Below are 12,860 nucleotides of genomic sequence, written 5' to 3' on the forward strand. Positions count from 1 at the left end.
ACCAAGCTTTACCTCTAGAAACGGAGATCCCGGGTGCCCACGATTGTCGTTGATGTCATGCCCAAGTCCGAACTGCTTGATCCCCAGGGCAAGGCCATCACTGGTGCTCTTGACCGCCTCGGTCACGGCAAGTTCCAGAACGTGCGCGTTGGTAAGCGCTTTGAGCTCACCGTAGAGGGCGACGTCACCGCAGAGGTGCTCGCCGAGGTGCGCAAGGTCGCCGAAGACACCCTGTCGAACTCGGTGATCGAGGATGTCGTCGCGATCAGCGTCGACGGTGAGCCCGCGAACGAGGCCGCATAATGGCGACCCGTATTGGTGTTGTCACCTTTCCTGGATCGCTCGATGATCGCGACGCGCAGCGCGCGATTCGCATCGCTGGCGCCGAGCCGGTAGCCCTGTGGCACGCCGACCACGACCTGCAGGGCGTCGACGCGATCGTGCTGCCCGGCGGCTTCAGCTACGGCGACTACCTGCGCCCCGGCGCAATCGCCGCCATTTCGCCGATCATGACCGAGGTCATCGACGCTGCGAACAAGGGCATGCCTGTGCTGGGCATTTGCAATGGCTTTCAGGTGCTCGTCGAGTCGCATCTGCTGCCCGGCGGCCTGATTCGCAACGCAAACCAGCAGTTTGTGCGTCGCGACCAGAAGCTGATCGTCGAGAACGCCGACACCGCGTGGACTCACCGCTTCGCCAAGGATGAAGAGATCGTGATTCCCCTGAAGAACGGTGACGGCGGCTACATCGCGAACGATGAGACGCTCAAGCAGCTCGAGGGTGACGGGCTCATCGCTTTCCGTTATGCCGGAGTCAACCCCAACGGTTCGGTGAACGACATCGCGGGTCTCTCCAACGCGCGCGGCAACGTGGTCGGTCTCATGCCGCACCCCGAGCACGCGGTTGAGGCGGGCTTTGGCCCCGACACCCCCGAGGCTATGCGCTCGGGCCTCGATGGGCTGCGCTTCTTCGAAGCAGCCATCGAGACGATCGCGGCGCGCGTCTAACGCTCTCGCTGCACGGCGCGCGCTTAGCCGGCTCGAGCATCGAGCTTCACGCACACTTTCGAGCTTCACGCACAAGAATTCCCAGAATTCTTGTGCGTGAAGCTCGATTTGTGTTTCTAGCTCGATTTGTGTTTGGCGCGATGTGTGGCGGGGCCGGATCACGGCCGCGGCGGGCTAGGCCTCCCGCGCGGCTCGCGCAGCGGTGGGCAGCGCATCTGCGATGCGCGCAATGGCCACGTCATCATGCGCGGCCGTCACAAACCATGCCTCGTACGGGCTCGGTGGCAGTGACACACCGCCGTCGAGCATCGCGTTGAAGAATGCGCGGTACCGCGCACCGTTGTGTAGGGTCGCGCCGTCGTAGTCAACGATCGGTGCGTCTGCATCGGCGAAGAAGACACTAAATAGTGTGCCGGCACGCTGAATGCGATGCGGCACGGCGGCGTCGGTGAGCGCCCCCGCAACGAGCTCTGACACCTGTTGGGCGGCGCGACTAAGCCGCGTGTATGCGTCGGTGTCGGCGCCGCGCAGCGTCGCGATTCCGGCCGCCACTGCGACCGGGTTTCCCGAGAGCGTGCCGCCCTGGTAGACGGGCCCCACGGGCGCCAGCAGCTGCATGAGTTCAGTGCGTCCACCCACCGCGGCGAGCGGCAGCCCGCCGCCCGTGACTTTGCCAAACGTCACCAGGTCGGGTGCGACGGGCACCCGGCCCTCGGCGTGTTCAACGCCCCAGAACCCCTCGGGGCCAGCCCGAAAGCCGGTGAGTACCTCGTCGCTGATCACGAGCGCACCGTCGCGGTGCGCGGCCGCGGTGAGCGCCGCCGTGAACCCCGGCACCGGCGGCACGACCCCCATATTGCAGGCAGCCGCCTCGGTGATGACCGCCGCAATCTGCCCCGGGTGGGCGGCAAATGCGGCTTCGAGCGCTGCCACGTTGTTGTAGGGCAGCACAATCGTTTGCGCGGCCGTTACTGCGGTGACCCCGGCAGATGCGGGCAGGCCCAGCGTGGCAAGCCCCGAGCCGGCGGCCGCCAGCAGCCCGTCGGAGTGCCCGTGGTAGTGCCCCGCGAACTTGACGATAAGTGGCCGGTTCGTGGCCGCCCGCGCTATGCGCACCGCCGTCATCGTCGCTTCAGTGCCCGTCGACACAAAGCGCAGTCGCTCGGCGTGGGGCACGCGCAGCGTGATCAGCTCGGCGAGTTCTGCCTCGTCGGGGTGCGAAGCGCCAAAGCCGAGCCCCGCGGCGGCGGCCCGCTGTACGGCTTCGACTACCCTGGCGTCGGCGTGCCCGAGTAATGCCGGGCCCCACGCAGCGACCAGGTCGACGTAGTCACGACCGTCGGCGCAGGTGAGCCAAGCGCCCTGCCCGCGCACAAAAAACCTCGGTGTTCCGCCGACCGATGAGAAGTCACGCACGGGCGAGTTCACCCCGCCCACGATCGTGCGACGTGCACGCGCCGCAAATGCTGCACTCGCGGGCGCAACACCGCCCAAAGCAACACCGCCCAAAGCACCCCCGATCGAGGCAACCCCGCTCATCGCAACCACCCCGCGAGCTCGATCGCAAAGTAGCTGAGCACCGCTTCGGCGCCCGCCCGACGAATACTCACAATCGATTCTTCGATGGCGGCTCGGCGGTCGATCCACCCGTGTGCCGCGGCGGCCTCAATCATCGCGGCTTCCCCCGACACCTGGTACGCCCAGGTGGGAACGGGGCTTGCCGCCGCCACTTCTGCGAGCACATCGAGGTAGCTCGACGCGGGTTTCACCATTACAATGTCGGCGCCTTCGGCCACGTCGAGCGCGGCTTCGCGCACTCCCTCGCGCCTATTCGCTGGGTCTTGCTGATACCCGCGGCGGTTACCGCTGAGCTGTGAGTCGACGGCCTCGCGAAACGGGCCATAGAACGCCGACGCGTACTTCGCTGAGTACGCGAGAATCGCAGTGTCCGTGTGCCCGGCCCGATCGAGCGAGGCGCGCACCGCCGCCACCTGGCCGTCCATCATGCCCGACAGTCCGAGCACGTCAGCCCCGGCGCCCGCCTGAGCGAGCGCCATTTGCACGTAGCGTGCCAGCGTGGCGTCGTTGTCGACGTCGCCGCGCGCATCGAGCACACCGCAGTGACCGTGGTCGGTGAACTCGTCGAGGCACAGGTCGGCCTGCACCACGAGCGTGTCGCCGGTCTCCTCACGCACAGCCGTTATCGCCCGGTTTAAGACCCCCTCGGGGTCGTCTGCCGCGCTCCCCCGGTCATCGCGCACGGCCGGCACTCCAAACAGCATGATGCCGCCGAGCCCCGCTGCGGCGGCATCATGCGCCACGGCACGCACCGAATCGAGCGTGTGCTGCACAACACCCGGCATCGCCACGATCGGTCGCGGCGCAGCGATGCCCTCGCGCACAAACACCGGCAAGATCAGTTCGCTCGGGTGCACGCGCGTCTCGGCGGCGAGCCGCCTGAGCGCGGGCGTACGGCGCATTCTGCGAGGCCGGATCAGCGGGCCCGGCACCCTCTGCGCCTGCGCGCTGGGCTGGGTGGGCGCGCTGGGCTGGGTGTGCACGCTGAGAGGGGGGCGCACAGTCGGCGCCACGACGGCTGGCATCGAAAGCGTGGTGTGCTGGTTCATCGGGTTTCTCCTTGACGCGTGTGTTCGTAGGTTTCGCGGGCTCCGGCGATCAGCGCGATCGAGACGGCGTCGAGTAGACCGTCGGTGGTCGAGATCTCGGCGACGATGTCGGTCGCGAGCCCGCAGCTGGCAAGGGTGCGTGCGGTGGGTTCACCGATGGCGGCGACCCGTGTTGTCGCAGGAAGCGGGGTGAGCCGGTCTGCAATCGCGCGGGCCGCTGAGCTGCTGGTCGCAAGCACCACGTCAAACTCGCCCGCCGCCACGCTGGCCCGCAGCCCCGCAATCTCTGGGGTGGTGACAGTCGTGTAGGCGGCGACCCGATGCACCACGTGACCCGCTGCACGAAGCGCCTGCTCGACCGTCACGTCTGCAAGTTCTGAGACGGGCAGCAGCACACGTGCAGGCTTATTTTCAGCGACGGTGAGGTCTGGGAGCGCCGCGAGCAGTGACTGCGCGAGGCCGTGACCCGAAAAGTCGCGGCCCGGCATGACGTGTAATCGAAACCCGAGGGCCTGAATGGCGGCCGCCGTGACGGGGCCCACCGCGGCCGTTTTTGCACGCGGTTGCGCGCCCGCGGCCGCGAGCGCGGCAGCGGTGGTCGCGCTCGTGACGACGAGCCAGTCGTATTCGCCCAAGTTCCAGCGCTCGATCGCTGTGGTGAACGCGGCCGGGTCGCTCGGCGGGGCTGTTTCGAGGAGCCTGGCGATACGGGGGCTCCCCCCGCGGTCAAGCACTTTCTCGTGCAGCGCAGCGCCCAGGTCACCACCGCGGGGAATCAGGATGCGTAGCCCGGCGAGGGAGAGCCTGGGTGGACGTACGTGCGCGATCATCTCGTCGCTCCATTCTGGGTAGGACTCTGGGAGGACTGGGAGGACTGGGAGGACTGCGTGAGCAGTGTGAGCAGTGTGAGTGGCGCGATGCGGGCGGCACCGCCTGCGAGCAGTTGTGTGGCCACCTCTGCCCCGAGGCGTGAGGTGTCACTGTCACGGGAGACCTCGGCCGTCGCTTCGACGTACTCGCTACCGTCGACCGCGTAGACGACGCCCGTGAGGCGCAGCGTGTCGCCGTCACACCGCGCCCACGCGCCCACCGGTGCCTGGCACCCCGCCTCAAGCGTCGCGAGCACGGCGCGCTCGGCGAGCGCACACGCGCGCGCCTCGGCATCGTCGAGAGCGGTCAACGCGGCCGCGAGTGCGGCAGCAAGGTCGGGTTCGTTCGCGCTGCGCACCTCGACCGCGAGCGCCCCCTGCCCGGGAGCGGTGGGAGCCTCGTCGAGCTCAAAAAGCTCGGTGATGGCCGGGTCACGGCCGATCCGGAGCAGCCCCGCCGCCGCCAACACGACCGCATCGAGGTCGCGGCCCGCGCGCGCGAGCCGCGAGTCGACGTTACCGCGCAGGTCACGCACATCGAGGTCGGGCCGCCGTCGCAGCAGCTGGGCGCTGCGTCGCGGCGATCCGGTGCCGACACGGGCGGCCCGGGGCAGCTCAGCGAGCGTGAGCCCGTCGCGTGCGCACAGTGCGTCGCGCGCGTCGGCGCGGGCCGGAATCGCGCCGAGTGTGATGCCGGGGCACTCGCCCGTGGGCAGGTCTTTGAGCGAGTGCACCGCTACATCGCACTGGCCCGCGATGAGCGCGTCGCGCAGCGCGCTCACAAACACGCCTGAGCCGCCAAGCTGCGCGAGCGGTGCGGGCGAAGTGTCTCCCTTCGTCGTGACGATCACGAGCGCGACGTCACACCCGGTTGCCGCCGCGATCTGGCGGGCGACCCCGGTCGTCTGGGTGACTGCCAGCTCGCTGCCACGAGTACCCACCCGGATCAGATTCTTGCGGGCCGCAACCGGGCCACGCACGACCGGCACCCGGGTCGTCACGAGGCGCTCACCCTGGCGTGCTCGGCAGCGCGCGCTCGGCTTGCCGCGGCCCGCGCGGGGGTCTCGCAGCAGCCCTCACCGCACACGTCAAACCACGGGCCAAGCGTGGTGCGCGAGGCCCGCGCTTCGGGTGGCGTGCCGTCGCGGCGCTCGAGCACGAGGTCGATGAGGCCCGAGACGTAGGCGGGTGCGACGCCGGGCGTGGGCACCCGGGCAGCGGCGAGCCCGTGTTCGGCGCAGGTTTCGAGGGCTTCGGTGTCTAAGTCCCAGAGCACCTCCATATGGTCGCTCACAAACCCGACGGGCACGATGACGACGGCGCGCACGCCCTGAGCGGGCAGCGCAGCAATCGCGTCGTTAATGTCGGGTTCAAGCCACGGCTGCTGCGGCGGGCCGCTGCGTGACTGGTAGGCGAGCTCCCAGGTGACGCCGGGGCACGCTTCGCGAGCGATCTGGGCCGCCGCGGCAAGGTGCTGCGCCTCGTATGCGCCCGCGGGTGCGGGTGCGGGCGGCGCGGATGACGTGGGCGGCGCGGATGGCGCGGCAGCGAGCACTGCGGCGAGCGCCGCGTGATCCGGGCCAAACGTGCCCGAGTAAGAGGTGGGAACCGAGTGCGTCGTGAAGACGATGCGCAGGTCGCGCTGGGCGTCGAGTGCCGGGTCGCGTACCAGCAGATCGGCGACCGCTCTGCGCGTGCTGGCAATGAACGGGTCGAGAAACCCGGGGTGATCAAAGTAGGGCCGTACCTTGTCGGCGGTCAGCGTGCGCCCCTCGGCGTGCAGCTGCGCGAGCGCTTCGTCGATGTTCTCCTGGTATTGCTTGCAGCCCGAATATGAGGCGAAGGCGCTGGTGGGTAGCACGAGCACGCGTTCGAAGCCGCGGTCGGCCGCGTCGCGCAGCACGTCAGTGAGGTACGGCGCCCAGTTGCGGTTGCCCCAGAGCACGGGCAGGTCGATGTCACGGTGGGCGAGCTCGGCTTCGAGTGCGGCCTTGAGGTGCCGGTTCTGCTCGTTGATGGGGCTCACTCCGTCAAAGTGTCGGTAGTGGTGTGCGACCTCTTCGAGGCGCTCGTCGGGGATTCCGCGGCCACGGGTGACGTTGCGCAGAAACGGGATCACGTCGTTCTGCCCCTCGGGCCCGCCAAAGCCCAGCAGCACAATGGTGTCGTAGCGGTGCGGCGCGGTGTCGAAGCGCGCCGCGTTCGCGGGTGTGGTGTTCATGGGTGTGGTGTTCATGGGTGTGGTGTTCACAGGAGCACCCCCGGTACCTCGGCGGCCGAGATGCGACGGCCCGTGAAGAACGGGGTTTCTTCGCGCATGTGTCTGCGGGCGTCGGTAGCGCGCAGTGTGCGCATGAGGTCGACGAGCTCGGTGAGGTCGTCGGACTCCATCGGCAGCAGCCACTCGTAGTCGCCCAGCGCGAATGCCGACACGGTGTTGGCAACGACGCCGCGAAACTCGGCGCCCTTGCGCCCGTGGTCTGCGAGCATGCGGCCGCGCTCCGCGTCGGGCAGCAGGTACCATTCGGCATCACGCACAAACGGGTACAGTACGAGCCAGTCGCGTGGCGCCTTACCGCTCAAAAACCCCGGTATGTGCGCGCGATTAAACTCGGCGTCACGGTGCACGCCGAGGGCGTTCCAGGTGGGCAGCAGCTCGGCGATCACTGTCGTGCGGCGCAGCTCACGCAGGGCGTGCTGCAAGTCTTTGGCGCTATCGCCGTGCAGCCAGACCATGAGGTCGGCGTCGGCGCGCAGGCCCGACACGTCGTACCAACCCCGCAGTGTCACGCGCGCACGGCCTGCGCTGTCGGCGGAGGCGCCGGGCCGTGCAGTATCCGCATCTGGACCGGTGACCCGGTCGACGGCCTGCTGCAGCTCGGCGGCGAGCGCTGCCCGATCTAGGCGTGCGGCGGCCCCGTGCTGCGCGGCAGCCCGTGCGAGAGCTGGGTCGCGGCGAAACACCGCCCAGAGCGTAAACCCGGCGGGGCTGCTGTCGCCCGGTACCGGGGTCGCGTCAGTGGATCCAGCAGACAGGTCCGTGGATATGGCGGGAGTGGTCATGGGAGCTCCTTAGTGGACGTTGGGTGTTGGTGTAGACGAGTGAGCGTGGGTGTGAGCGTGAGAGACGTCGCGCGCCACGGCTCGGGCGTGCGGTATGACGCTCGCGAGCCCGGTGCCGGCGTAGGCCTCACCTGTGCACCGAAGCCCCGGCGGTAGCGCGCACGGCCGGGCGCTCGCGGGGATGCGCCAGCGGGCACGAGCGTGCGACACCAGCTGCGCCTGGTCGAGTTCAACGCCCAAAGCGGCGGCGGCATCGCGCAATGCGAGCGCTGCTGCAGTTTCGTCGTCGAGGCCGCTCGTAGCAGGCGGCACGTCTCGGGATCCGTAGGACAGCCGCAGCACGTGCCGCCCGGTGGGCGTTATCTCGCGTAGCCACGGCCACTTTGCTGTCGCGTGCGTGAGTGCCTTCGCGGCGATGCGCGGGTGCGGCTGCCGGATCAGTGCGCCCGTGCCGCGTGGGCCGGGGCGATCGGCTGTGCCGTTCAGGGCCGCCGAATCGACCACGAGCGTGACGGTTTCAACGCACGTTTCGGCGGTGAAGTCGGCGGTGAAGTCGGCGGTGAAGTCGGCGCCGCCGGGTTTGAGGTGTGCCGTGAGGTGTGCCGTGAGGTCTGCAATGACGGCGGGCGGCACGGCCAGGATCACGGTGTGTGCGACGCACTCGCCCCCCGTCCACTGCACACGCCACCGGGGCTGTGGTCCGGCGGCGCTCGGCTGATCCGGAGCTGGTTCGTACTCGAGTGCCGCAGCGGCCGCGGGCGGCAGCGCGGTGAGCCCCGTCACCTCGCTGTTCGTGCGCAGCGCGACGCCGCGGTCACTCAGATCGGTCTCGAGCCGCGTCACGAGCTGGCTGAGCCCGCCCACAAAGCTTGCGACCGCGCCACCCGCGGCGAGGCTCGCGCGCCTCACCTCGCGGGCGGCGCGCACGAGGGATCCGGTGCGCGCATAGGCCCGCGCGAGATCGTGCTGGGCGTCAAACGGCAGCTTCTCTGGCGCCGCGGAGTAGACGCCCTCGACGACCGGGGCGACGAACGCCGTCGTTGCACGCGCGCCGATGCGGGCACGCGCGACGTCGGCGACGGACGCGCCCGGGGCGTGCTTCGTGCGCGGGCGCCACGGCTCGGTCGCGACCCACAGCGCGGTGGGCAGGCCGATTGCACCGCGGTTGCGCAGCGGCCGCGTCGGGACGCCGAGCGCCCCCGATGCGGGCAGCGGGTGCGCCGCCGCTGCGGTCACGACCCACGCCGAAGCCGCGGCCGGGCGCGTGACGGCCTCGCCCATACCCAGCTCGTGCGCAAGCGCCAGCACCGAGCCGTCACGGGTGGCGAAGGCCTCGGCCCCGAGCTCAACGGGGAGCCCCGCTAGCCTCGTGCGCTGCACTCTGCCGCCCAGCGTGCGGCCCGCCTCAATGAGGCAGACACCGAGCCCAGCCGCGCTCAAGTCACGGGCGGTGACGAGCCCGGCGACACCGCCCCCGATGACGACCGCATCGTACGCCTGCGTATGGGAGGGTTGGGCGGGGTGTGCGTGGGCGGAGTGCGCGTGGGCGGGGTGCTCCGATGCCGAATCGTGCATGATGCGGGTGACTACCGTTGGTCGCTGTGAACGCGTTCGACGATGCCGGTGAGCCTGGCCGGATCGGTGTCTGGCGGCACGCCGTGACCCAGGTTAACGATGTGCGCGGGCGCGGCGGCACCGCGCGCAAGCACGTCATCGACGTGTGCATCGAGTACGCGTTGGGGTGCCTGCAGGTAGGCGGGGTCAATGTTGCCCTGCAGTGCGAAACGGCCGCCCAGTCGCGAGTTGGCCTCGTCGAGCGGTGTGCGCCAGTCGACGCCAATGGCGTGACCGGCCGTATCGGCGAGCGCCTCGAGCAGGTGACCAGAGCCCACTGCGAAGTGGATTGTTGGGATGGGGAGGGGCTTCGCCGAGTATCCCTCACGGGTCTGGTCGCGATAGGTCATCGCGCTTACTCCGGCCAGGGTGCGCTGGGAGGCCGGCGCAACGTGCGTGCGATAGTCGTCCACCGAGAGCGTGCCCGCCCACGAGTCGAACAGCTGCACGGCGCTCGCGCCCGCCCGCACTTGTGCTTCAAGAAACGCGCCGCTCAGGTCTGCGGCCCACTCGGTGAGCTCGGCCCAGGCGACCGGGTCTTGGTGCATCAGCGCCCGAGCGCGCAGGTGATCGCGCGACGGCCCCCCTTCGACCAGGTAAGCGGCGAGCGTGAAGGGGGCGCCCGCGAACCCAATGAGTGGGGTGCTGCCGAGCTCACGCGTCGTGAGCTGCACGGCCTCGGAAATGGGACCGAGTTGTTCGCGCAGCCGTTCGACCGGGTGTTCGCGGCGCAGCCTCGCGATGTCAGACGCGGTACGGGCGGGGGCCGAAAAGACCGGCCCGCGCCCCGGCACCAGTTCGACGGGCACACCGGCGAGCGACAGCGGCACGATGATGTCGCTGAAGAACACTGCGGCGTCAACGCCGTGGCGGCGCACGGGCTGGCAGGTGATCTCGGTGGCGAGATCGGGGGTCAGGCAACACTCGATCATGTCGCGGCCTGCTCGCAGCGCCCGGTACTCGGGCAATGACCGGCCAGCCTGCCGCATGAACCACACGGGGGTCACATCAACGCGTTCGCCCTGTGTTGCGCGCACGAGCGGGGCGGCCGTTGTGCGGCCGTCCACGAGGGGGTGGGTGGGGGTAAGCTCATTCATCAGATGAAATGCTAGCTTATTCATCTGATGAACTTTTCACTCGTGCACACCAACCTCTCAGGCCCGGTGGAACCGATGCAATCGGGGCTGTCGTGTCTGTCACTCGACCACAAAAAAGCGACCCTCGCGTTACTTGAGCGCGTCGAACGCTACACCCCCGAACTCACCTCGGCGCTCGAACGCACCGCCGGTGGCGCGGTCGTTCTCGCCACCTGCAACCGGTTCGAGGCGTACTTCGATGCCCCGCCAGGCACGACCTCCCTCGTGCTGCGCACAATCTCAGAAATCACAGGGATCCCTGAACCCGAGCTTGCGCAAGCTGCGCAAATACGCCACGGATCTGACGCCGCCGGGCACCTCTTCTCCGTTTCGAGCGGGCTCGAATCACTCGTCGTCGGCGAAGGTGAGATCAGCGGCCAGGTGCGCCGCGCCTTCACAGCTGCACGCCACGCGGGCGCCACGACCGCTGACCTCGAACGACTGTTTCAACAGGCCGCCCGCGTCTCGCGCAAGGTGAAGGCGCGCACCCGCGTGCAAACCCGGGGCCGCTCACTCGTGCGCCTCGCTCTACTGCTCGCCGAAAGTCGCATCGGCGACTGGGGCACGACACGCGTGCTGCTCGTTGGCACTGGCGCGTACGCCGCCGTAACACTCGCGGCGCTACACGATCGAGGCGCCACAAACGTGGCTGTGCACTCACCCTCGGGTCGCGCCGAGGCATTCGCGGCCACCCGCAACGTGCGCCCCGTAAGCGGCGCTCATCTCGATGCCGAACTCGCGATCGCAGATGTCGTTATTGCCTGCAGCGCCGCACAAGACCCGCTATTGGACGCCGAGATCATCTCGCGCACTGTCACGGCCGCCGCAAGCCCGTTTTGTGGCCGCTTTACTGGCCGGCCAGCCGTGGCATCTCGCCCCAAACCACGACTGCTGATAGATCTCGGGGTGCCGCGCAACATAGCACCCCCGGCCGCGCAGGTCGCGGGCATCGAGCTGCTCGATCTTGAGGTGATTGCTGCGCACGCCAGCGTCGAAGAGCTCAGCGCCGAGGCTGAGGCCCGCCAGATCACACTGGACGCGGCGCGCGAGTTTGCCGAGACCGGGGCAGAACTCGCAGCAGTGCCCGCCGTCTTGTACCTGCGCGACTATGTGCATGGCGTACTCGAAGCCGAGCTCGAACGCGCCACTCGCGCGAGGCGCGCACGCACCGCGTCACAAGCGGACGCCGAGCCCACCGCAGCTGCTGTGCAGGCTGCGCTCAAGCACTTCGCTGGCCGACTACTCCACGAACCGACCGTGCGCATACGCGCCCTCGGCAGGGCCGGGCACGCCTCCGAGGCCGTAGCCGCAGCGCACACCCTGTTCGGGCCCGTCGTCTCCATGCCGGGCACGGGGTCAGACGGCGGGCGCCCGGCCGCACCACTCAGCGCATCGCCACCCCTTCGCGCCAGTACCCCATGAATGCGACGCGGCTGCGGTGCACCCCCAGGTCACGCACGAGGTGACGGCGCAGCCGCGTCACCATGCCGCTCTCCCCCGCGATCCAGAAGTATCGCTCTGCCAACGCCGCGCCGGGTTGCGACGGGTTGGAGTGCGCGGCGCCCGTGTACGCAGCCGCTGGCGGGGCAGCGTTGAGCGGCTCCCCCAGCGCCGAGTACTCGGGCGTCTCCCACACCAGCTCGCCGCTGGATAGACCCGCGCCCGGCACCTGCGCTGTGCTGGGCTTTCGCGCTTCGTACGGAGCACCGAGACCGCTGAGCACTCGCGGCACGAGCATCTCACCCGGGGCCGCGCTCTGCCGGCTGAGCCAGTGCACCCGCACTCCTCGAGGGGCCTGAATCGATAGCGTTGCGCCTGGCCCGGGCAACTCAATGAACGCGTCACCCGTGAGATCCGGCGCGGCGTCTTCGAGGATGCGCGCGATCGCGGGCGCCGCGGTCTCATCACCGGCGAGCAGCACCCGCGTGGCGTCTCCTGGCGCGAACTCGATGCCTCCCCCATCAAATCTGCCCCTACGCGGGCCCACGAGTAACACCTCATCGCCGGGCGCAGCGCTGCTCGCCCACAGCGCGGCCGGGCCGGCGCCACTCGAGCCAGCGCCTCCCGATCCAGCGCCTCCCGACTCAGCCTCGGCCAAGTCAGCCCCGGCGGGGGCTGTGTGCAACACGAAATCAACAATCACCTCGGTGCCCTGCTCACCGGTTCGCAGATCACGAATCGAGTAGGTGCGCATGGCACCCCGCTCGTGTTCGGGGAGAGCCAGCCAATCGGCATACCAGTTCTGCCCGTCACCGAGCTCTGGCAAGCCGCCACCGAGCGGTGGAAACAACACTTTGATGCGCTGGTCAAACGTGTGCCCGGGCGTGCCAAAGGAGGCGAGCTGCGGGCCCCGAAAAGCGATGCGCGCATAGGTCGGGCAGGGGCGCCAGATCCGCGCCACGCGTGCCCTGGCGACCACGGTGGCTGGCTCGAGCACGGCTGGCTCGAGCGCGGATGCTTCGAAGTTCATAGTGTCTCTCTTCTATCTCGAATGCTGTCGTGAATGCTGTCGCGAATGCTGTCGCGAACTCTGTCGCAAATGCT

At 69.0% G+C, this 12,860-nt stretch carries 12 protein-coding genes; 3 read left to right on the plus strand and 9 right to left on the minus strand.

What is annotated here, in order from left to right; all coding sequences use genetic code 11:
- Positions 1-33 precede the first annotated feature (33 nt).
- Together purS and purQ are read left to right on the plus strand one after the other, a co-directional pair.
- Positions 34-303 (plus strand): phosphoribosylformylglycinamidine synthase subunit PurS, encoded by a 270-nt coding sequence (gene purS / locus ACXR2W_RS03595; protein ID WP_458812088.1) that lies wholly within the window; start codon positions 34-36, stop codon positions 301-303.
- Positions 303-1,007, plus strand: coding sequence for a phosphoribosylformylglycinamidine synthase subunit PurQ (gene purQ, locus ACXR2W_RS03600; protein WP_458812091.1), 705 nt, complete (start codon positions 303-305; stop codon positions 1,005-1,007). Before purS ends, purQ begins: the two co-directional genes overlap by 1 nt.
- Before the next feature lie 174 nt (positions 1,008-1,181).
- Here the strand turns inward: purQ and ACXR2W_RS03605 are convergent, their stop codons facing one another.
- The 8 genes from ACXR2W_RS03605 to hemE all read right to left on the minus strand — a co-directional run bounded on the left by ACXR2W_RS03605 (position 1,182) and on the right by hemE (position 10,301).
- Entirely contained in the window at positions 1,182-2,546 is a 1,365-nt protein-coding gene (locus ACXR2W_RS03605) for an aspartate aminotransferase family protein (protein WP_458812094.1), read from the minus strand.
- Positions 2,543-3,487 carry a porphobilinogen synthase gene (gene hemB / locus ACXR2W_RS03610; RefSeq protein ID WP_458812209.1) on the minus strand — a complete coding sequence of 315 codons (945 nt, stop codon included), beginning with the start codon at positions 3,485-3,487 and terminating at the stop codon, positions 2,543-2,545. Before hemB ends, ACXR2W_RS03605 begins: the two co-directional genes overlap by 4 nt.
- A 143-nt stretch (positions 3,488-3,630) precedes the next feature.
- Positions 3,631-4,464 (minus strand): uroporphyrinogen-III synthase, encoded by an 834-nt coding sequence (locus tag ACXR2W_RS03615; RefSeq protein ID WP_458812097.1) that lies wholly within the window; start codon positions 4,462-4,464, stop codon positions 3,631-3,633.
- Positions 4,461-5,504: a hydroxymethylbilane synthase gene (gene hemC / locus ACXR2W_RS03620; protein ID WP_458812100.1), complete on the minus strand. Its 1,044-nt coding sequence runs from the start codon at positions 5,502-5,504 to the stop codon at positions 4,461-4,463. The genes ACXR2W_RS03615 and hemC overlap by 4 nt, the downstream gene beginning before the upstream one ends.
- On the minus strand, positions 5,501-6,724 hold the full coding sequence (locus ACXR2W_RS03625) for a ferrochelatase (RefSeq protein WP_458812103.1): 1,224 nt from the start codon (positions 6,722-6,724) through the stop codon (positions 5,501-5,503). The genes hemC and ACXR2W_RS03625 overlap by 4 nt, the downstream gene beginning before the upstream one ends.
- 26 nt (positions 6,725-6,750) lie before the next feature.
- Entirely contained in the window at positions 6,751-7,566 is an 816-nt protein-coding gene (gene hemQ / locus ACXR2W_RS03630; protein ID WP_458812106.1) for a hydrogen peroxide-dependent heme synthase, read from the minus strand.
- A 9-nt stretch (positions 7,567-7,575) separates the two neighbouring features.
- On the minus strand, positions 7,576-9,141 hold the full coding sequence (locus tag ACXR2W_RS03635; RefSeq protein WP_458812109.1) for a protoporphyrinogen/coproporphyrinogen oxidase: 1,566 nt from the start codon (positions 9,139-9,141) through the stop codon (positions 7,576-7,578).
- Positions 9,142-9,152: 11 nt separating this feature from the next.
- Positions 9,153-10,301 carry a uroporphyrinogen decarboxylase gene (gene hemE, locus ACXR2W_RS03640; RefSeq protein ID WP_489945508.1) on the minus strand — a complete coding sequence of 383 codons (1,149 nt, stop codon included), beginning with the start codon at positions 10,299-10,301 and terminating at the stop codon, positions 9,153-9,155.
- Positions 10,302-10,304: 3 nt separating this feature from the next.
- Between hemE and ACXR2W_RS03645 the strand changes: the two genes are divergently transcribed.
- On the plus strand, positions 10,305-11,738 hold the full coding sequence (locus tag ACXR2W_RS03645) for a glutamyl-tRNA reductase (protein WP_458812115.1): 1,434 nt from the start codon (positions 10,305-10,307) through the stop codon (positions 11,736-11,738).
- On the opposite strand, the gene ACXR2W_RS03650 is transcribed toward ACXR2W_RS03645, so the two are convergent.
- On the minus strand, positions 11,701-12,786 hold the full coding sequence (locus ACXR2W_RS03650) for a siderophore-interacting protein (protein ID WP_458812117.1): 1,086 nt from the start codon (positions 12,784-12,786) through the stop codon (positions 11,701-11,703). The genes ACXR2W_RS03645 and ACXR2W_RS03650 overlap by 38 nt on opposite strands.
- Positions 12,787-12,860 lie beyond the last annotated feature (74 nt).

The organism is Leucobacter faecis, assembly GCF_054456695.2.

Excerpts from the sequence above, each read along its gene's own strand:
- purQ (WP_458812091.1), top strand. The coding sequence starts at position 303 with ATGGCGACCCGTATTGGTGTTGTCACCTTTCCTGGATCGCTCGATGAT.
- ACXR2W_RS03605 (WP_458812094.1), bottom strand. The coding sequence starts at position 2,546 with ATGAGCGGGGTTGCCTCGATCGGGGGTGCTTTGGGCGGTGTTGCTTTG.
- hemB (WP_458812209.1), bottom strand. The coding sequence starts at position 3,487 with ATGCGCCGTACGCCCGCGCTCAGGCGGCTCGCCGCCGAGACGCGCGTG.
- ACXR2W_RS03615 (WP_458812097.1), bottom strand. The coding sequence starts at position 4,464 with ATGATCGCGCACGTACGTCCACCCAGGCTCTCCCTCGCCGGGCTACGC.
- ACXR2W_RS03625 (WP_458812103.1), bottom strand. The coding sequence starts at position 6,724 with ATGAACACCACACCCGCGAACGCGGCGCGCTTCGACACCGCGCCGCAC.
- hemQ (WP_458812106.1), bottom strand. The coding sequence starts at position 7,566 with ATGACCACTCCCGCCATATCCACGGACCTGTCTGCTGGATCCACTGAC.
- ACXR2W_RS03635 (WP_458812109.1), bottom strand. The coding sequence starts at position 9,141 with ATGCACGATTCGGCATCGGAGCACCCCGCCCACGCGCACTCCGCCCAC.
- hemE (WP_489945508.1), bottom strand. The coding sequence starts at position 10,301 with ATGAATAAGCTAGCATTTCATCTGATGAATGAGCTTACCCCCACCCAC.
- ACXR2W_RS03645 (WP_458812115.1), top strand. The coding sequence starts at position 10,305 with ATGAACTTTTCACTCGTGCACACCAACCTCTCAGGCCCGGTGGAACCG.
- ACXR2W_RS03650 (WP_458812117.1), bottom strand. The coding sequence starts at position 12,786 with ATGAACTTCGAAGCATCCGCGCTCGAGCCAGCCGTGCTCGAGCCAGCC.